Origin of the sequence: Catenulispora sp. MAP12-49, assembly GCF_041262705.1 — a bacterium.
Lineage (GTDB): Bacteria > Actinomycetota > Actinomycetes > Streptomycetales > Catenulisporaceae > Catenulispora.
Map to the genome: position 1 here is coordinate 187,479 of NZ_JBGCCP010000017.1, position 19,027 is coordinate 206,505.

The following is a 19,027-nucleotide window of genomic DNA, read 5'->3' on the forward strand; positions in this document are numbered from 1 at the left end:
GAAATCGGGTACGTGGGGTCGGTGGGGCGTGGATCCACGGCCAGCCGACCGCGAGGCCATCATAGGGGCCCGCCGCTGCCGCCTACTGGTTCAGCGCTGAGACCGCCGCCCGCACCATCGCCGTGAGCACCGAGGTGTCCATTCCGACACCCCACACTTCCCGGCCGTCCACCCGCGAGCGGATGTAGCAGACCGCCGCGGCGTCGGCACCCTCGGCCAGGGCGTGCTCGGAGTAGTCCAGGATCTCGAAGCCGATCCCGGCCTTCGCCAGGGCCACGGTCAGCGCGGACAGCGGCCCGTTCCCGATGCCCGCCACCGGGATCACCTTGCCGTCGGCGCGCACGACGGTGGCCTCGGCGCGGTGCGCGCCGTCCCCGAGCTCCTGGAACGCGGTCTCGGTCAGCTTCCACCGGCCGTCCTCCCCCGGCGCCACGTAGGCCGACCGGAACAGCTCCCACAGATCCTCCGGCGCCATCTCGCGGCCGTGCTCGTCGGTCGCGCGCTGCACCACCTTGGAGAACCCGGGCTGGAAGTCGCGCGGCAGATCGACGCCGTAGTGCGTGCGCAGCAGGTACGCGATCCCGCCCTTGCCCGACTGGCTGTTGACCCGGATCACGCCCCGGTAGCCGCGGCCGACGTCGGCCGGGTCGATCGGCAGGTACGGCACGTCCCACGGCGCCCGGCTCTCCGGCACCCCCAGCTCCGCGGCGCGCGCCGCGTGGTGCGCCATGCCCTTGCTGATGGCGTCCTGGTGCGTGCCGGAGAACGCGGTGTAGACGAGGTCGCCGCCGTAGGGGTGCCGGACGTGGACCGGGATGCGGTTGCAGTCCTCGACCACGTCCTTGATCGCGTCGATGTCGGAGAAGTCGATCATCGGGTCCACGCCCTGGGCGTGCAGGTTCAGCCCCAGCGTGACCAGGTCGACGTTGCCGGTCCGCTCGCCGTTGCCGAACAGGCAGCCCTCGACGCGCTGCGCCCCGGCCAGCACCGCGAGCTCGGCGCAGGCCACGCCGGTGCCGCGGTCGTTGTGCGGGTGCACGGACAGGATGACGTGCTCGCGCCGGGCCAGGTGGCGGCTCATGTACTCGATCTGGTCGGCGTAGACGTTCGGCGTGGCCACCTCGACCGTGGCCGGCAGGTTGTGCACGACCGGGCGGTCGGCGCAGGCGTCCCAGATCTCGGTGACGCGGTCGCAGACCTCGATCACATAGTCCGGTTCGGTCAGGATGAACACCTCCGGACTGAACTGGAACCTCGTCCTCTCAGCGCCGCTCCGCTGCTCGGCCAGCTTGGCGACCAGTCCCGCGGCGTCCTCGATCATCGTCCGGACCTCGGCGCGGCTGCCGCGCAGCACCAGGTCGCGCCAGGCCGGGGCGGTCGCGGTGTACAGGTGGACCAGGACGTTCGGCAGGCCTTCGACGGCCTCGAAGGTGCGCTCGATCAGCTCGGGCTTGGCCGGGGTGAAGACCGAGATGGTCACGTCCTCGGGGACGGCTCCCTCTTGGTGCCGAGCCGCCAGCGACCGCACGAAGTCGAAGTCGGTCTGGCTGGCCGAGGGATAGGCGACCTCGATCTCCTTGAAGCCCATCCGCAGGAACAGGTCGAACATCCTCGTCTTGCGCGCGGTGTCCATCGGCTCGGCGAGCGCCTGGTTGCCGTCGCGCAGGTCCACCGGGACCCACAGCGGCGCGGCGGTGAACCGGTTGTCGGGCCACGTGCGCGCGGGGTGTGCCGCATCGGCGAGCGGGACCTCGACCCGCTCGAACACGTTCCGGTAGCGGTACGAGGGCATCGGGCTGGGCTGCTGGGGGTTCCACGGCGGGGTCATGGGCGAGGTCATGGGCGAGGTCACGGGCGGGGTCGCGGCTCGGGTCGTCATGCCTCCGAAGGCTAGCACTCCTCAGACAAGCTGAGCACCTGAGTTGCTGAGCGGTGCCCGGGCGGTGGTACAACTGGGGCCGTGAGCCTGCGATCCATCCAGCCCAGCCCGCTCGTGGAGCAGGCCGCCGAGCAGCTGCGCGAGCAGATCACCGGCGGGGCGTGGCCGGTCGGCACCAAGCTGCCCGGCGAGACCACGCTGGCCGCGTCCCTGGGCGTCGGCCGCTCCACCGTGCGCGAGGCGATCCGCGCGCTGGCCGGCGAGGGGCTGCTCCAGCCCCGGCAGGGCGCGGGGGTGTTCGTGCTGGCCACCGAGACCCGGGCCGACCTGGCCGACCACCTGCGCAAGGCCTCGGTCGGAGACCTGTACGAGGTCCGGATGATGATCGAGACCCGCGCCGCGCGGCTGGCCGCCGAGCGCCGCACCCCGGCCGACGCCGCCGCGCTGGAGGCCGCACTGGAGCGCCGCACGCGCGCCGCGCGCCGCTCCGACACCGAATTCATCGACGCCGACATCGCCCTGCACACGGCCGTAGTGGCCGCCGCGGGGAACCCGGTGCTCACCGCCTTGTTCGAGCAGTTCGTCCCGACCCTGCGCGACGGCCTGGCCGACCTGGTCAAGCGCAGCGGCCGGGCCGACGAGAACCTCGGGCACGCCGCGCACGCGGCCCTGGTCGCGGCGGTCGTCGAGGGCAACCCGGACCGGGCCGAGACCGTGGTCTCCGAGGAGATCGCGGCCACGCCCCTGCGCCGGCTGATTTGAGCCGCGGCACCGCGCAGGACGGACCCGTCGGTGCCTGTCCGCGCCCGTCAGCGCCCGTCCGCGCCCGGCGGGCCCGCTGAGCAGCTGATCGCCTGAGCGCCGGGGTGGACCACTCGGGCGCCGCCCCCTTGTGGCCTCCCGCATATAGGAGTTGGCTGCTAGGAACAGCCGGGTAACGAAGTATGTACAGCTGGTACAACCGCTACCCCAGTGTCATGACAAGATCGGCTCCGGCTCGGCGACGAGCCGCCCTGACACAGGAAAAGGAGCACGCTCGATGGCAGACAAATCAGGTGGACAGGGCGGCCACGCCGGGGCCGCCGGCAGGGTGCCGACGCCCTCCCGGCCCGAGCAGATCCGGAACGTGGTCCTGGTCGGGCACACCGGCGCCGGCAAGACCACGCTGGTGGAGTCGCTGCTGGCGGCCACGGGCGGCGTGAACCGGCCCGGCCGGGTCGAGGAGGGCACCACCGTCACCGACTTCGACGAGGTCGAGCAGCGGCAGCAGCGCTCGGTGGCGCTGGCGCTGGCACCGGTGGAGTTCGAGGGGATCAAGGTCAACCTGCTGGACGCCCCGGGCTACGCCGACTTCGTCGGCGACCTGCGCGCCGGACTGCGGGCGGCGGACGCCGCGCTGTTCGTCGTGTCGGCCGCCGACGGAGTCGACGGCTCCACGCGCCTGCTGTGGGAGGAGTGCGCGGCGGTCGGGATGCCGCGCGCCGTGGTGGTCACCAAGCTGGACTCGGCGCGCGCCGACTTCGACGAGATGGTGCTGATCTGCCAGCGGGTGTTCGGCGACGGCGTGCAGCCGCTGTACCTGCCGCTGCTGGACGACGAGGAGCACGTCGGCGGCGTGATCGGGCTGCTGACGCAGAAGATCTACGAGTACGCCGACGGCGAGCGCGAGGAGCGGGACTCCGAGGAGGCGCACCGCGAGGGCGTGGAGAACGCCCGCAACGCCCTGATCGAGGGGATCATCGCCGAGAGCGAGGACGAGACCCTCATGGACCGCTACCTGGGCGGCGAGGAGCTGGACGTCGACATCCTGGTCGCCGACCTGGAGAAGGCGGTGGCGCGCGGGTCCTTCTATCCGGTGCTCCCCTACTCCGCGATCACCTCGGGAGCGGTGGCCACTCCCCCGGCGCTGGGCTCGATCGAGCTGCTGGAGCTGATGACGAAGGCGTTCCCCTCGCCGCTGGAGCACGAGGTGCCGCCGGTGACCACGCCGGAGGGCAAGCCGAAGGGGCCGCTGGCCTGCGACCCGGAGGGCCCGCTGGTCGCCGAGGTGGTGAAGACCTCCACCGACCCCTACGTCGGGCGGATCAGCCTGGTCCGGGTGTTCTCCGGCACTCTGCGCCCCGACCTCCCGGTCCACGTCTCCGGGCACGGCCAGGAGGCCCGCGGCCACGCCGACCACGACATCGACGAGCGCGTCGGCGCGCTGTCCAGCCCGCTGGGCAAGCAGCAGCGCGGCATCGACGCCGGCATCGCCGGGGACATCGTCGCGGTGGCCAAGCTGCTGCACGCCGAGAGCGGCGACACGCTGTCCGGCAAGGACGACCCGATGCTGATCGAGCAGTGGCTGATGCCCGACCCGCTGCTGCCGATCGCGATCCGCGCGCACGCCAAGAGCGACGAGGACAAGCTCTCGCAGTCGATGTCCCGCCTGGTCGCCGAGGACGCCACGCTGCGCCTGGAGATGAACCCCGAGACCCACCAGCTGGTGCTGTGGTGCATGGGCGAGGCCCACATGGACCTGGTCCTGGACCGGCTGAAGAACAAGTTCGGCGTGGCCGTGGACACCGTCTCGCACCGCATCTCGCTGCGCGAGACCTTCGGCGGCGCGGCCAGGGGCCACGGCCGGCACGTCAAGCAGTCCGGCGGCCACGGCCAGTACGCCATCTGCGACATCGAGGTCGAGCCGCTCCCCTCCGGCAGCGGGTTCGAGTTCGTGGACAAGGTGGTCGGCGGCGCGGTCCCGCGCAACTTCATCCCCTCGGTGGAGAAGGGCGTGCGGGCGCAGATGGAGCGCGGCGTCGCGGCCGGCTACCCGGTGATCGACCTGCGCGTGACGCTGTACGACGGCAAGGCGCACTCGGTGGACTCCAGCGACATGGCCTTCCAGACCGCCGGCGCGCTGGCGCTGAAGGACGCGGCGGCCAAGACCAGCGTCCTGCTGCTGGAACCGGTGGACAGCCTGGAGATCCTGGTCGCCGACGAATACGTGGGCGCGATCATGGGCGATCTGTCGTCCCGGCGCGGCCGCGTGTCCGGCTCCGAGCCCGGCGAGAACGGCCGCACGATCATCCGCGCGGACGCCCCGGAGGTCGAGATCGGGCGCTACGCGATCGAGCTGCGCTCGCTGTCGCACGGAACGGGGACGTTCACCCGCAGCTACCTGGCCCACGAGCCGATGCCGCCGCAGCTGGCCTCGAAGATGAAGTCGGAGGCCGAGCAGGAGGAGTAAGGCTTCTGCGTCTCGGTCCTGACGGTGGAGTCGAGCGACGGGGCCGGCTGGAGAAAATCCAGCCGGCCCCGTCCGATACTTGCCCGGCCGTCAGCCCGACGCGCCTCCGCGCGCCGGCGGCGGCAGCGCACGCGACCGCCCGGCGGGCGGCAGCGCGCAGGCAGCGGTGCCTCCGGGCATCCGCTGCCGGTTGTTCGCGATCACGCGGTACACGCCCGCCGCGATCCAGCGGATCGGCGGCGTGCGCAGCACGTAGCCGGCCGCCGCGTAAACCCCGCCCGCAGAAACCAAAAGGCGCGCAATGGCCTGCGCGCCTCCGTGGATCCGCCCTGTCGGGTCCACCCACAACACTTCGTGGGATGCCCGTTCGGGGTTTGTCCCGTACAGCTCGAGGTCTGTGAACTGGTAAGCCGTCACCTCCGCGTCGATGGGGAGGCGCTTGAGAACGTTGACCGAGCGCGTGCAGAAGCCACAGTCTCCGTCATAGATCAGAACCGGCTTGGGGAAGCTGCCCTCGTCCATACCATCAGTCTACGGGCCACTCATCCGCCAACAGCTTGCGGGTTTCCCCTAACAGCTGTGGGAGCACCTTCGTGTGACCCACGGCCGGCATGAAGTTGGTGTCGCCGCCCCAGCGCGGGACCACGTGCTGGTGCAGGTGCGCCGCGATGCCGGCCCCCGCGACGTCGCCCTGGTTCATGCCGATGTTGAAGCCCTGGGCGCCGGAGGCGGCGCGGATCGCGGTCATGGCGCGCTTGGTGAAGTCGGCGAGCTCGGCGGTCTCCGGAATGGTCAGGTCCGTATAGTCCGCCACGTGGCGATACGGGACCACCATCAGGTGGCCAGGGTTGTACGGGTACAAGTTCAGCACCGCGTACACCAGCTCCCCGCGGGCGATGATGAGCCCGTCCTCGTCGCTGAGCGACGGGATGCGGCAGAACGGGTCCTGGCCGGCGTCGGGGCCCGTGGGCTTGTTCTCGCCCTTGATGTACGCCATGCGGTGCGGCGTCCACAGCCGCTGGAAGCCGTCCGGCTCCCCCACACCGTCCTGCACCTGTCGGCCGGCCGCGTCGTTCGGGTCGTCGGGCGAATCGGGCGTGGTCATGGAACGAAGCTTAGGCGGTGCGGCTTTCGGGACGGAATAGCGGCCTGAGGATCTTCATGGTGCCCCGGGCTTAGACGCGGAGCGCATATTGTTGAACGCACTATGACCCTCACCGATCGCCTGCCCGCCACCGACGACCCCGACGCTCTCTTCGACGCCTTCAGCGCATGGGCCGGCGAGCAGGGGATCACCCTCTATCCGGCGCAGGAGGAGGCGCTGCTGGAGGTGGTGACCGGGGCGAACCTGATCCTGTCCACGCCGACCGGCTCCGGCAAGTCGCTGGTCGCGGCCGGTGCGCACTTCGCCGCTCTGGCGCGCTACCGGGAGGACCCCACACAGCGCACCTTCTACACCGCGCCGATCAAGGCGCTGGTGAGCGAGAAGTTCTTCGCGCTGTGCGCCATGTTCGGGGCGGACAAGGTCGGCATGCTCACCGGCGACGCCAGCGTGAACCCGAACGCGCCGATCATCTGCTGCACCGCCGAGGTGCTGGCCAACCACGCGCTGCGCGAGGGCGTCGAGGCCGGCATCGGGCAGGTCGTGATGGACGAGTTCCACTTCTACGCCGAGCCGGACCGGGGCTGGGCCTGGCAGGTGCCGATCCTGGAGCTGCCCAAGGCGCAGTTCATCCTGATGTCGGCCACGCTCGGCGACGTCACCCGCTTCGAGAAGGACCTCACCCGGCGCACCGGCCGCCCGACGGCGGTGGTCTCCTCCGGGCAGCGTCCGGTGCCGCTGTACTACTCCTACTCCGAGACGCCGCTGCACGAGACGCTCGAGGAGCTCCTGCAGACCAACCAGGCGCCGATCTACGTCGTGCACTTCACCCAGGCCGCGGCCATCGAGCGCGCGCAGGCGCTGATGAGCGTGAACGTGTGCACCAAGGAGGAGAAGGCCGCGATCGCCGACATGATCGGCAACTTCCGGTTCACCGCGGGCTTCGGCAAAACGCTCTCGCGGCTGGTCCGGCACGGCATCGGCGTGCACCACGCCGGCATGCTGCCGAAGTACCGCCGCCTGGTGGAGCTGCTGGCGCAGGCCGGCCTGCTGAAGGTGATCTGCGGCACCGACACCCTCGGCGTCGGGATCAACGTGCCGATCCGCACCGTGCTGTTCACCGGCCTGACCAAGTACGACGGCGTGCGGACCCGCCAGCTCAAGGCCCGCGAGTTCCACCAGATCGCCGGCCGGGCCGGCCGCGCCGGCTACGACAGCGCCGGATATGTCGTGGCTCAGGCGCCCGAGCACGAGGTGGAGAACGCCAAGCGCGTCGCCAAGGCCGGCGGCGACAAGAAGAAGCTCTCGCGGGTGGTCCGGGTCAAGGCGCCGGAGGGCTTCGTGTCCTGGGGCAAGCCCAGCTTCGAGCGCATGGTCGCCGCCGAGCCGGAGCCGCTGACCTCCAGCTTCCAGGTCAGCCACGCGATGCTGCTGAACGTCATCAGCCGCCCCGGCGACGCCTTCGACGCGATGCGGCACCTGCTGGAGGACAACCACGAGGACCGCAAGTCCCAGCTGAAGCTGATCCGCAAGGCCATCGCCATCTACCGCGCGCTGCTGGCCGCCGGGATCGTCGAGCGCCTCGACACAGCCGACGAGCAGGGCCGGACCGTGCGCCTGACCAAGGACCTGCAGTTCGACTTCGCCCTGAACCAGCCGCTGTCGCCGTTCGCACTGGCCACGCTGGAGTTGCTGGAGCCGGAGTCGCCGACCTACGCGCTGGACGCGCTGTCGGTCATCGAGTCGACGCTGGACAACCCGCGCCAGGTGCTGTCCGCGCAGCAGAACAAGGCACGCGGCGAGGCGGTCGCGGAAATGAAGGCGGACGGGATCGAGTACGAGGAGCGCATGGAGCTCCTGGAGAAGGTCACCTATCCCAAGCCGCTGGACGAGATGCTCCAGGCCGCCTACGAGGTCTACAAGCGCAGCTCCCCATGGGTCGCCGACTACGAGGTCGCCCCGAAGTCCGTCGCGCGGGACATGTTCGAGCGCGCTATGACGTTCGCGGAGTACGTGAGCTTCTATACGCTCCCCCGCTCTGAAGGCCTCCTGCTGCGCTACCTCGCGGACGCCTTCAAGGCGCTCAAGCACACAGTGCCCGAAGAGATGCGCAACGACGAGGTCGACGACCTCATCGAGTGGCTCGGCGAGATGGTCCGGCAGGTCGACTCCTCGCTGCTCGACGAGTGGGAGGAACTCGTCAACCCCGGCGAGGAGACCCCCGCGATCTCCCCGCACAACTTCGACGAGCGCCCGCCGCCGGTCACCGCGAACGCCCGCGCGTTCCGGGTCATGGTCCGCAACGAGCTGTTCCACCGCGTCGAGCTGTTCGCGCTGCGCAAGTACGACGACCTCGGCGAGCTGGACGCGGGCTCCGGCTGGGACTCCGAGAAGTACTACTACGCGATCGAGGACTACTTCGACACCCACGACGAGCTCGGCACCGGCCCGGACGCCCGCGGCCCGAAGCTGCTGGTGATCGACGAGACACCGGACGACCAGCCCGGCAAGTGGCTGGTCCGGCAGATCTTCGACGACCCCGAGGGCTACCACGACTGGGGCATCAGCGCCGAGGTCGACCTGGCCGCCAGCGACGAGGCCGGGACCGCCGTGGTGGTCGTCACGGATGTGAACCAGCTGTAGTGGGCCGGGATCGTTCGGCGACGCCGCACCGTTGGTCGTATGGAAGACCTACGATGACGAGCGCCCAGATGATGACGAACGCCCCGCGAACAGCCGACCCAGCCGACCCCCGAGGTGAGTGACCCGATGGCCCGCACCAACCTGCGCCTGCTCAAGCCCGGCGAATACCGGCCCGACTGGTCGCAGTCGGCCCGTGGCGGCGGCATCTCGCCGATCTTCCTGGCCCTCGTCGCCGGCTTCGTGGCCAGCGGCATCGCGCTGTACAAGGGGTTCGGGAGCGACCGCGCGGGCGTGTTCATCTTCGTGCTCTGCGGCTGGCTGATATCGCTGTGCCTGCACGAGTTCATGCACGCCGCGGCGGCCTACTGGGGCGGCGACCACACGGTGGCCGGCAAGGGGTACCTGCGCCTGGACCCGCGCGTGTACGGGCACCCGGTGCTGACCTTCGTCCTGCCGCTGTTCTTCCTGCTCATCGGCGGCCTGCCGCTGCCCGGCGGCGCGGTGTCGATCGAGTCGCACCGGCTGCGCGGCAAGTGGAAGGACTCGCTGGTGTCGGCCTCCGGGCCGGCGGTGAACGTGGTCTTCTCGATCGTGCTGATCGTGGTGCTGGACACCTGGGGGCCGGGCTTCATCTGGTACCCGGGCACGCCCGCGCACGGCGCGGCACTCTGGTCGGCGCTGACCTTCCTGGCCTACATCCAGGTCGCCAGCGCGATCCTGAACCTGCTGCCGATCCCCGGCCTGGACGGCTACGGGATCATCGAGCCGTTCCTGAGCAACGACTGGCGCCGCATCGGGGCGCAGATCGCGCCCTACGGGATCCTGCTGGTGTTCGCCCTGCTCTACGCACTGGGTCCGGACCGGAACTTCATCGCGCGGTGGGCACAGGACATTCTCGAAGGCCGCACCCCGCAGAACGGGCAGTACTTCGGGTACCACCTGTTCCGGTTCTGGGGCAGCTTGTACAACTGACCATCCACGCAGCGCCCGCCGCGGACCGGAGTCCGCGGCGGGCGCTTGTGCTTTTCCGGCGCTGCTGAGCCCTACGCCAGCCCGGCCCGCCGCAGCGCGTCGGCCAGCGCACCCTGCGGCTCGCTGTTCCCGCCGCGCCGGTCGCCGCCACGGCCACCGCCGCCACCGCCGCCACCACCACCACCGTTGCCGCCGCCCCGGCGGTCGCCGCCGCCGTTGCCGCCGCCCTGGCCGCCCTGGCCGCCCCGCCGGTCGCCGCCGCCACCACCGCGGCCGTCGCGCCCGCGACCGCCGCCGCCGTTCTCGCCCGACTGCCGCTGGCGGCCCGGGCCGCCGGAGCCGCCGCCGGCCTCGTCGTCCAGGCGCAGCGTCAGCGCGATGCGCTTGCGCACCGCGTCCACGTCCAGCACCTTCACCCGCACCACGTCGCCGGGCTTCACCACGTCGCGCGGGTCCTTCACGAACGTCTTGGACAGGGCCGAGATGTGCACCAGGCCGTCCTGGTGGACGCCGACGTCGACGAAGGCGCCGAAGGCCGCGACGTTGGTGACCACGCCCTCCAGGAGCATGCCGGGCTGGAGGTCGCCGATCTTCTCCACGCCCTCCTTGAAGGTCGCGGTCTTGAAGGCCGGGCGGGGGTCGCGGCCGGGCTTCTCCAGTTCGGCCAGGATGTCGGTGACGGTCGGGACGCCGAAGGTGTCGTCGGCGAACTCCGCCGGCTTCAGGGACCGCAGCGTCTTGGTGTCGCCGATCAACTCCTTGATGCCGGTACCGGTGCCGGCCAGGATCCGGCGCACCACCGGATAGGCCTCGGGGTGCACCGAGGAGGCGTCCAGCGGGTCGGCGCCGCCGGGGATGCGCAGGAAGCCCGCGCACTGCTCGAAGGCCTTCGCGCCCAGGCGCGGGACGTCCTTGATGGCGGTGCGGGTGGAGAAGGGGCCGTTGGCGTCGCGGTAGGCGACGATGTTGTCGGCCAGCGAGGAGCCGATGCCCGAGACCCGGGTCAGCAACGGCGCCGAGGCGGTGTTCACGTCCACGCCGACGGCGTTCACGCAGTCCTCGACCACCGCGTCGAGCGAACGGGAGAGCTTGCCCTCGGCCAGGTCGTGCTGGTACTGGCCGACGCCGATGGACTTGGGATCGATCTTCACCAGTTCGGCCAGCGGGTCCTGCAGCCGGCGGGCGATCGAGACCGCGCCGCGCAGCGAGACGTCCATGGTGGGCAGTTCCTGCGAGGCGAAGGCCGAGGCCGAGTACACCGAGGCGCCGGCCTCGGAGACCATGATCTTGGTCAGCTTCAGCTCCGGCATGTTGGCGACCAGTTCCTGGGCCAGCTTGTCGGTCTCCCGGGAGGCGGTGCCGTTGCCGAACGCGATCAGCTCGACCTTGTGCACCTTGACCAGCGAGGCCAGCTTGGCCAGCGCCTCGTTCCACTTGTTCGCCGGCACGTGCGGGTAGATCACGTCGGTGGCCACCACCTTGCCGGTGGCGTCCACGACCGCGACCTTCACCCCGGTGCGGTAGCCCGGGTCCAGGCCCATGGTGGCGCGGGTGCCGGCCGGGGCGGCCAGCAGCAGGTCGCGCAGGTTCGCGGCGAAGACCCGGACCGCCTCGTCCTCGGCCAGCGTCCACAGCTGCATCCGGACGTCCACGGCCAGCCGCACCAGGATCCGGGTGCGCCAGGCCCAGCGCACGGTGTCGTTCAGCCACTTCACACCGGCCCCGGCGGTGGTCGGCGACGGAATGGCGAAGGCCTTGGCGATGCGGACCTCGTAGCCGCTCTGCGTCACCGGCGCGCCCGGCTCGGCGTCCTGCGGCTCGGGGTCGAAGGTGAGGTCCAGGACCTCCTCCTTCTCGCCGCGCAGCAGCGCCAGGATGCGGTGCGAGGGCAGCGCCGTGAAGGGCTCGGCGAAGTCGAAGTAGTCGGAGAACTTCGCCCCGGCCTCCTCCTTGCCCTCGCGGACCTTGGAGGTCAGGCGGCCGCTCTCCCACATGCGCTCGCGCAGCCCGCCGATCAGGTCGGCGTCCTCGCCGAAGCGCTCGACCAGGATCGAGCGCGCGCCGTCCAGCGCCGCCGGGGCGTCCGCGACGCCCTTGTCAGCGTCCACATAGCCTGCGGCGGTCGCCGCCGGATCCAGGGAGGCGTCCGCGAGCAGCGCGTCGGCCAGCGGCTCCAGCCCGGCCTCGCGGGCGATCATCGCCTTGGTGCGCCGCTTGGGCTTGAAGGGGAGGTAGATGTCCTCCAGCCGGGACTTGGAGTCCGCGGCGAGGATCTGCGCCTCCAGGGCCTCGTCGAGCTTGCCCTGACCGCGGATGGACTCCAGGATCGCCTCCCGGCGCTCCTCCATCTCACGCAGGTAGCGCAGCCGCTCCTCCAGCGTACGCAGCTGCGCGTCGTCCAGGCCCTCGGTCACCTCCTTGCGGTACCGCGCGACGAAAGGCACGGTCGCGCCGCCGTCCAGGAGCTCGACGGCCGCCCGGACTTGCCGGTCGACGACGCCGAGCTCCTCGGCGATGCGCAGGTGGATGGACGCTGCTGTCGCTGCCACGCGTGGTACTCCCGCCAGGTGAAAAGCCTGCTATCTCGCGAGAGCGATCCTAGACGACTGATTCCTGGGGGTTCCGGCAATCAGGACCGCCAGCCAAAAGCAGTCTTGCGAAACGGCTCAGCAGCAAGCATGGGCGACACGGCCGACCTCCCTCATCCTGGTCTGGCCGTGGGTGGTCGGCCGGGGCGGCCAGGCGCCGCTGATCAGCCGTTTCGCGCCGGTACCCCCAGGAATCAGTCGTCTAACGACTACAGCACGAACTTCTCGGCGACCGTGGAGTACTCGAAGAGTTCTTCGTCGGGGAACCACAGCGCGACTTCCTGCTTGGCCTCGTCGATGTTGCCCGAGGCGTGCACCAGGTTGGCCACCGCGATGCCGTTGGCCGTGGCGTAGGCCTTGTTCTGGTGCGCGTAGTCGCCGCGGATGGTGCCCGGGGCGGCCTCGTTCGGGTAGGTGGAGCCGACGATCTTGCGGACCGTCTTGACCGCGTCGATGCCCTCCAGGACCAGGGCCAGCACCGGGCCGGACTGCATGAAGGCGGCGGTGGCGTTGTAGACGCCGGCGCCGAAGCGCTCCTCCAGGTCGAAGTAGTGCTTGCGGGTCAGGTCGGCGTCCATCCAGACCATCTTGGAGCCGACGACCTTCAGCAGCGCGTCCTCGAACCGGGTCAGGACCCGACCCATCATGCCGCGCGCCACGGCGTCGGGCTTGAGCAGGACGAGCGTCCGCTCGACGGGGGCGCCGGTGTCGGTCATATGCGTGGTCCTTCGCTTTCGACGGTCGTTTGCAGGACTGCTATGAGCATCTTATTGGGCGCGCGCGACGGTGATGATTTCGCGGCTGTCCGGGGTCAGCGGCCCGGTCTTCTGGTCGCCGTACTGCGACTCGACGCGGAAACCGGCCTCGACCAGGAACGGGTTCAGCGTCTCGGGGGTGTGGAAGCGCAGGGTGGTGCCGGCCACGCGCACCGGGGTGCCGTCCATCAGTGCCATCGTCTCGGTGAACGTCACCAGCGGGCCGTCCACCTTCTCCACCTCGAACCAGGAGCGGAATCGCCGGCCGTCGGGCAACGTGACGATGCCGCCGTTGCCCGAGTTCCAGGACTCCCAGGCGCGGGCCTGCAGGTGCCGGGTGCCGAACAGGAAGACCCGGTCGTCCTTCAGGGCCCGCCGGATCGCCGCGAGCGAGGCCCGCAGCTCCTCGTCGGTGACGAAGCACTGGAAGGCGTTGCTGTTCATGGTGGCCAGGTCGAACTCGGCCTCGTAGGCCATCTCCGCGGCGGTCGCCAGCGACCACTCGATGTCGGTGCGCTGCCGGGCCCGCTCCAGCATCGCCTCGTCCGGGTCGACGCCGACCAGCCGGCCGGCGGCCCCGTGCTCGCGCGCGAGATGCAGCATGCTGCCGGTCCCGCAGCCGACGTCGAGCACCGCGTCCAGGAGCGTGGCGCACTGCAGGATGTAGCCCTCCCAGGTCGAGCCGTCGGTGTCCCAGGGGTTCTCGATGTCGTACAGGAGCGCCGAGTCGGCGTCGGTGAAGGTGTACGCGTCTGCTGTCACCCCGCCAGCCTTCGCCCGGAATCAGGGCCCGTCCACCCGTTTTCGCTATACCTACCAGGAACTTCGCTGCTCGCACCCGAAGGGGGAAAAGTTCGTCCCCCTGTTGCAATTTCGCGTTGTATCGCGTGTCACAATAGGCGGGTAACGAGTCCGCGAGGCGGACCCGCACATAGGGGTGGGAAGCCGTCCGCGGACGGAGGTCGCGATAGCCTGAGGGGGCTCTTTCGTGAGTGGTAACGCGTTGACCAACGCGGATTCGGAGCCGGGCGGTTTCGCCCGGATCGTGTCCGGACGAAGGTCCAAATGGGTGGTGTTCGGGGTCTGGGTACTCCTGATATTCGCCCTCGGAGGCTTCGCCTCCAAACTGCAAGGCGTCGAGAAGAACGACAGTTCGTCCTGGCTGCCCAAGAGCGCCGAATCGACGCAGGAACTGAAGCTGGAAACGGCGTTCCACCCGAGCTGGGTGCCCGCGATCCTGCTGTTCGAACGGGACAGCGGGCTCACCGACGCCGACCACGCCCAGATCGACAAGACGGTCGCGGCGCTGCGGGACGACGCCAAGCCCGCGGCCATCAACATGGTCGTGCACAACGCGATCCTGACCCAGGACGTCAAGGACGGGCCGAACGCCGGCAAGGCGGTCCAGGTCATCGTCCCGATGGACATGGGCAACGACGGCTGGAACAAACTGCCGGACACGATCAAGCAGATCAAGGCCGCGATGGGGCCGGCCAGCGCCGGCGAGAAGGCCTATGTGACCGGCCCGATGGGTGAGGCGGCCGACGAGGCCAACTCCTTCAAGAACATCAACGGCTCGCTCACCGGCTTCACACTCCTCGCGGTGATCCTGATCCTGCTGGTCGCCTACCGCAGCCCGATCCTGTGGTTCATCCCGATCCTGTCGGCCGGCGCCGCCCTGTTCGTCGGCGAGGGCATCATCTACCTGCTGGCCAAGCACGCCGGCCTGACGGTCAACGGCCAGTCCGCGTTCATCCTGATCGTGCTGCTCATAGGCGCGGGCACCGACTACGCGCTGCTGCTCATCGCCCGATACCGGGAGGAGCTCAGACGCTACGAGGACCGGCACGAGGCGATGGCGCACGCCCTGCACCGCGCCGGGCCCGCGCTGGTCGCCAGCTCCAGCACCGTGGCCGTCAGCATGCTGATCCTGCTGGTCGCCCAGATGAACTCGACCAAGGGCATGGGCCCGGTCCTGGCCATCGGCGTCCTGGTCGACCTGTTCGCGATGATGACCCTGATGCCGGCCCTGGTCGTCATCTGCGGCCGCTGGATCTTCTGGCCGTCCAAGCCGACGGTGGGCTCGGAGGAGCCGACCCAGCGCGGCGTGTGGTCCCGGATCGGCAAGCGCATCGCCGTCCGTCCGCGCGCGGTGTGGATCGTCACAGCGCTGCTGCTGCTCGCCGGCGCGGCCGGGATGACCCAGCTGCACGCGCACCAGATGTCCTCGGCCGACTCCTTCGTGAACAAGCCGGACTCGGTGATCGGCGCCCAGGTCCAGGCGCAGTACTTCCCGCCGTCCTCGGGCCAGTCGCTGGACATCATCGGCAACGCCGACAAGGTCGACGCGGTGACCGCGGCGCTGAAGACGGTCCCGGGCATCGACCCGGCGTCGGTCGGCACCCCGAGCGCCGTGCCGCACCAGATCGTGGCGGGGCGCTTCTACCTTGAGGCGATGCCGAAGGACCCGGCGGACTCCTCGGCCGCGAAGCACACCGTGAGCCTGGTCCGCGCCGCGGTGCACGCGGTCCCCGGGGCGGACGCCAAGGTCGGCGCCGGCTCGGCGATGCTCGTGGACATCGACAGCGCCTCGCGCCACGACAGCGAGTGGATCATCCCCATCACGCTGATCGCGGTGTTCATCATCCTGGGGCTGCTGCTGCGGGCCTTCATCGCCCCGCTGCTGCTGATCCTCACCGTCATCCTGTCCCTGGGCGCCTCGCTGGGCATCAGCGCACTGGCGTTCAAGGCGTTCGGCTGGAACGGCGTGGACACCAGCATGCCGCTCTACGCGTTCGTGTTCCTGGTCGCACTGGGCATCGACTACAACATCTTCCTGATGACCCGCATCAGGGAGGAGTCGGTCCGGCGCGGCACCAGGCGCGGAGCACTGGTCGGCCTGTCCGCGACCGGCGGCGTGATCACCTGGGCCGGCCTGGTCCTGGCCGCCACCTTCGGGGTGCTGGCCGGGCTGCCGATCGTCACCTTCGCCGAGATCGGCTTCGCGGTCGCGCTCGGCGTGCTGCTGGACACGATGATCGTGCGCTCGGTGCTGGTCACCGCGCTGACGCTGGACATCGGCAAGCGCATGTGGTGGCCGTCGAAGCTGGCCACCGCCGACGAGCCCGGCGGCGGGACGCTGGACGCGGCGCGCTCGGCGGACGACAGCGTGCTGGTGTAGCGCTGATGTAGTTCCGCAGTGAAGCAAAGCGATGGGGAGGCTCCCGGCCGGGAGCCTCCCCATCGCTTTGCGCACACTGGCCTTGACCGCCTACTGCCCGGCCAGCGCCTCCACGACCGGGGCCAGCGCGTCCAGATCGTCGATCAGGAACGAGCTGATCCCGAAGCGTTCGCGCAGTTCCAGGAACTTGGCCGTGAGTTCCTTGGTGCTGCCGATGTAGGTGTGCGGCGACTCCAGGACCTCCTCCACCGTCAGCTCCGCGCCGGTCTTCTCCCGGATCCGGTCGGCGCGCCGCTGCGCCTCGGCGCGCGGGTCGGAGGTGATGACCGTGGGTCCGCCGGTGGGATACGTGTTCAGCTCGATCTCGGCGAACCTCTCCCCCGCGGCCTCGCGGATCCAGCCGATCTTCTCCTCGGTCGCCGCCGCGGTGATGCTGGGCGCGTCCAGCCGCGGCACATCGCCGGCGAGGATGCGCGGCGCCAAGCCGATGATGTGGGCCTCACGCGCCGCCAACGTCAGGAAGCGCTTGCCGCCGCCGCCGAGGAAGAACGGCGGATGCGGCTGCTGCACCGGCGTGGGGATGTCGTCGAGCTCGGTGATCGTGTAGTACTCGCCGGCGAAGGAGAAGGGCCCCTCGGTGAAGGCGCCCTTGATGACCGTGATCGCCTCGGCCAGCTTCTTGATGCGCACCCCGACCGGCTCGAAGGGGATGCCGATCGCGTCGTACTCGGGCTTGTTCCAGCCGGCGCCGATCCCGATGTCCAGCCGGCCGTCCGAGAGCCGGTCGAGCGTGGCCAGCTCCTGGGCCAGCACCGCCGGGTGCCGCAGGCTGTTGTTGAGCACGAAGGTGCCGACGCGCAGCCGCTCGGTCACCGCCGCGACCTGCGCCAGCGGCAACAGCGGCGCCAGGCCCATGAGGTGGTCGGGGATCACGAAGCCCGCGCAGCCCATCGCCTCGGCCTTGCGGGCGAAGGGGATGAGGTCGGAGTACCCGTCGTTGTCGGCGATGGTCGCCAGGAAGCGGAAGGGACGCATCCCGCCATCTTTCTCGATTTTCTCGATGGCGGCGCTCGGTGCCTGGTTCCCGATCATGCGCCGGCCGCGCCGATCGCCTGCGCGACGTCCTCGGCGCTCGGGCCGTCGGCGGCCCAGGCGATGTAGCCGTCGGGACGGATCAGGCGCACCGGCCCGCCGTCCGCCGGCACCGCCGCCCGCACCCCGGCCTTCGCCGCGGCTTCGTGCAGGTCCGCGGGCGCCAGGAGCACGAACCCGCCGCCGCGCAGGGCTTCCAGCAGCCGGGACGGCGTGCCGGTCAACGGCACGTCGCCGGCCCGGTGCCCGGTCAGCGGATGCGCGCCGTGCGGTGCGGCATAGGAGATCCACAGTCCCGACAAGGCGAAGCCGAGCCTCCGGTTCACCGCCGGCCGCGCCAGCGCGAAGTGCATCGCCAGGTTCCGGGCCTTGCGCGCCGGGGTCGCCTTGATCTGGGCGGCGCGCAGCAGGCGGCCCGATCCCTTGACCACCGCGCTGCCGACCGGATAGCGCTCGGCCTCGTAGCTGTCCAGCAGCGCTTCGTCCGCGCGGCCGCGCAGCACCGCGATCAGCTTCCAGGACAGGTTCGCGGCGTCGAGCAGTCCGGTGTTCATCCCCTGCCCGCCGGCCGGGCTGTGGGTGTGCGCGGCGTCGCCGGCCAGGAAGACCCGGCCGACGCGGTAGCGCTCGGCCTGTCGCTCGTCGCTGTGGAAGCGGCTGGACCAGCGCGGCTCCCCCATGCCGAAGTCGGTCCCGAGCGTCTCGCGCAGGATCTCCCGGACCTCGCCGAGCTCGACCGGCTCGGTCTCGGCCTTGGCGTGCTTCTGGTCCCAGCAGATGATCCGGTGGTAGCCGTCCTTGAACGGGGCCACGAAGGCGAACTTGTCGCCGTCGGTGTTCGTCGCGATACGCGTCTCCGGCGGCTGCGACAGGCGGGCGTCGACGAGCATCACCGAGGCGACCACGGTGTGGCCGGGGAACTCCACGCCGAGCAGCGACCGCACCGAGCTGCGGCTGCCGTCGGTGCCGACGACATACGCGGCGCGCTCCTCCCGCGAGCCGGACCCGTCGCGGATCGTCACGGTCACCCCGTCGGCGTCCGGCCGCAGTCCGACGACCTCGGTCTCGTAGCGGATCTCGACGCCGAGCCGCTCCAGCCGCCCGTGCAGCACCGCCTCGGTCTCGTACTGCGGCACCACCAGCAGGTACGGATACGGCGTCGGCAGCTCCGAGACGTCCACGACCGCGGTGTCGAACAAGCGCAGCGACTGCACCGGCGCGCCCCGCTCGATCAGCGGCGCGGCGATGTCCCGGGCGTCGAACGCCTCCAGGGTCGTGGCGTGGACGACCAGCGCGCGGCTCAGATTGGACAGTCCGGGATGCCGGCGCTCCAGCAGCGTCACCGGGATCCCGGCCTCCGCCAGGTCCCCGGCGAGCATCATCCCCGTGGGACCGGCACCGACCACGACCACGCCGCGGCTATCAATGTCCTTAGTAACGTTCTCTGGCACGCCACGGAACGTAGCGTCCGCAAGCGCTTGGCGTCCAGAGTGCGGACACCGCGGACACCGGCGAACACGGTGCGATCGTGCAGGCAGCGGCAGGGGCCCGCCGGGACAGCCGTGCGGCCGTCGTCGCGGCGGACC

The 19,027-nt window shown here is 70.5% G+C and carries 13 protein-coding genes; 5 read left to right on the forward strand and 8 right to left on the reverse strand.

The annotated features are described in order from the left end of the window. Positions 1–82: 82 nt before the first annotated feature. The gene (gene leuA, locus ABIA35_RS28405) at positions 83–1,792 is read right to left on the reverse strand and encodes a 2-isopropylmalate synthase (protein WP_370359920.1); all 1,710 of its coding nucleotides are present in this window, start codon (positions 1,790–1,792) and stop codon (positions 83–85) included. A 168-nt stretch (positions 1,793–1,960) separates the two neighbouring features. On the opposite strand from leuA, the gene ABIA35_RS28410 reads away from it, so the two are divergent. Together ABIA35_RS28410 and ABIA35_RS28415 are read left to right on the forward strand one after the other, a co-directional pair. After that, positions 1,961–2,641, forward strand: coding sequence for a FadR/GntR family transcriptional regulator (locus ABIA35_RS28410; RefSeq protein ID WP_370341811.1), 681 nt, complete (start codon positions 1,961–1,963; stop codon positions 2,639–2,641). A 277-nt stretch (positions 2,642–2,918) separates the two neighbouring features. Then, the gene (locus ABIA35_RS28415) at positions 2,919–5,108 is read left to right on the forward strand and encodes an elongation factor G-like protein EF-G2 (protein WP_370359901.1); all 2,190 of its coding nucleotides are present in this window, start codon (positions 2,919–2,921) and stop codon (positions 5,106–5,108) included. Positions 5,109–5,198: 90 nt separating this feature from the next. Here the strand turns inward: ABIA35_RS28415 and ABIA35_RS28420 are convergent, their stop codons facing one another. Together ABIA35_RS28420 and ABIA35_RS28425 are read right to left on the reverse strand one after the other, a co-directional pair. Next, a complete protein-coding gene (locus tag ABIA35_RS28420; RefSeq protein ID WP_370341814.1) occupies positions 5,199–5,630 on the reverse strand; it encodes a thiol-disulfide oxidoreductase DCC family protein in 432 nt (143 codons plus the stop codon). A gap of 4 nt (positions 5,631–5,634) precedes the next feature. After that, positions 5,635–6,213 (reverse strand): HIT domain-containing protein, encoded by a 579-nt coding sequence (locus ABIA35_RS28425; RefSeq protein ID WP_370341815.1) that lies wholly within the window; start codon positions 6,211–6,213, stop codon positions 5,635–5,637. A 102-nt stretch (positions 6,214–6,315) separates the two neighbouring features. On the opposite strand from ABIA35_RS28425, the gene ABIA35_RS28430 reads away from it, so the two are divergent. Together ABIA35_RS28430 and ABIA35_RS28435 are read left to right on the forward strand one after the other, a co-directional pair. Beyond that, positions 6,316–8,853, forward strand: a complete 2,538-nt coding sequence (locus ABIA35_RS28430; protein ID WP_370341816.1) for a DEAD/DEAH box helicase — start codon at positions 6,316–6,318, stop codon at positions 8,851–8,853. A 126-nt stretch (positions 8,854–8,979) separates the two neighbouring features. Beyond that, on the forward strand, positions 8,980–9,825 hold the full coding sequence (locus tag ABIA35_RS28435) for a site-2 protease family protein (protein WP_370359902.1): 846 nt from the start codon (positions 8,980–8,982) through the stop codon (positions 9,823–9,825). Between the two features lie 71 nt (positions 9,826–9,896). Here the strand turns inward: ABIA35_RS28435 and ABIA35_RS28440 are convergent, their stop codons facing one another. The 3 genes from ABIA35_RS28440 to ABIA35_RS28450 form a co-directional block, all read right to left on the reverse strand. Then, a complete protein-coding gene (locus ABIA35_RS28440; protein ID WP_370359903.1) occupies positions 9,897–12,374 on the reverse strand; it encodes a Tex family protein in 2,478 nt (825 codons plus the stop codon). Positions 12,375–12,622: 248 nt separating this feature from the next. Continuing rightward, positions 12,623–13,129: a nucleoside-diphosphate kinase gene (locus ABIA35_RS28445; RefSeq protein WP_370341820.1), complete on the reverse strand. Its 507-nt coding sequence runs from the start codon at positions 13,127–13,129 to the stop codon at positions 12,623–12,625. A 51-nt stretch (positions 13,130–13,180) separates the two neighbouring features. Next, positions 13,181–13,930: a class I SAM-dependent methyltransferase gene (locus tag ABIA35_RS28450; protein WP_370341821.1), complete on the reverse strand. Its 750-nt coding sequence runs from the start codon at positions 13,928–13,930 to the stop codon at positions 13,181–13,183. 226 nt (positions 13,931–14,156) lie between these two features. Here ABIA35_RS28450 and ABIA35_RS28455 point away from each other — a divergent pair, with 226 nt between their 5' ends. Then, complete coding sequence (locus ABIA35_RS28455) at positions 14,157–16,349, forward strand: MMPL family transporter (protein WP_370359904.1); 2,193 nt, start codon at positions 14,157–14,159, stop codon at positions 16,347–16,349. Positions 16,350–16,439: 90 nt separating this feature from the next. On the opposite strand, the gene ABIA35_RS28460 is transcribed toward ABIA35_RS28455, so the two are convergent. Then, entirely contained in the window at positions 16,440–17,384 is a 945-nt protein-coding gene (locus ABIA35_RS28460) for a TIGR03621 family F420-dependent LLM class oxidoreductase (protein ID WP_370359905.1), read from the reverse strand. Positions 17,385–17,437: 53 nt separating this feature from the next. Beyond that, a complete protein-coding gene (locus ABIA35_RS28465) occupies positions 17,438–18,892 on the reverse strand; it encodes an FAD-dependent monooxygenase (protein ID WP_370341826.1) in 1,455 nt (484 codons plus the stop codon). Between the last annotated feature and the right edge of the window lie 135 nt (positions 18,893–19,027).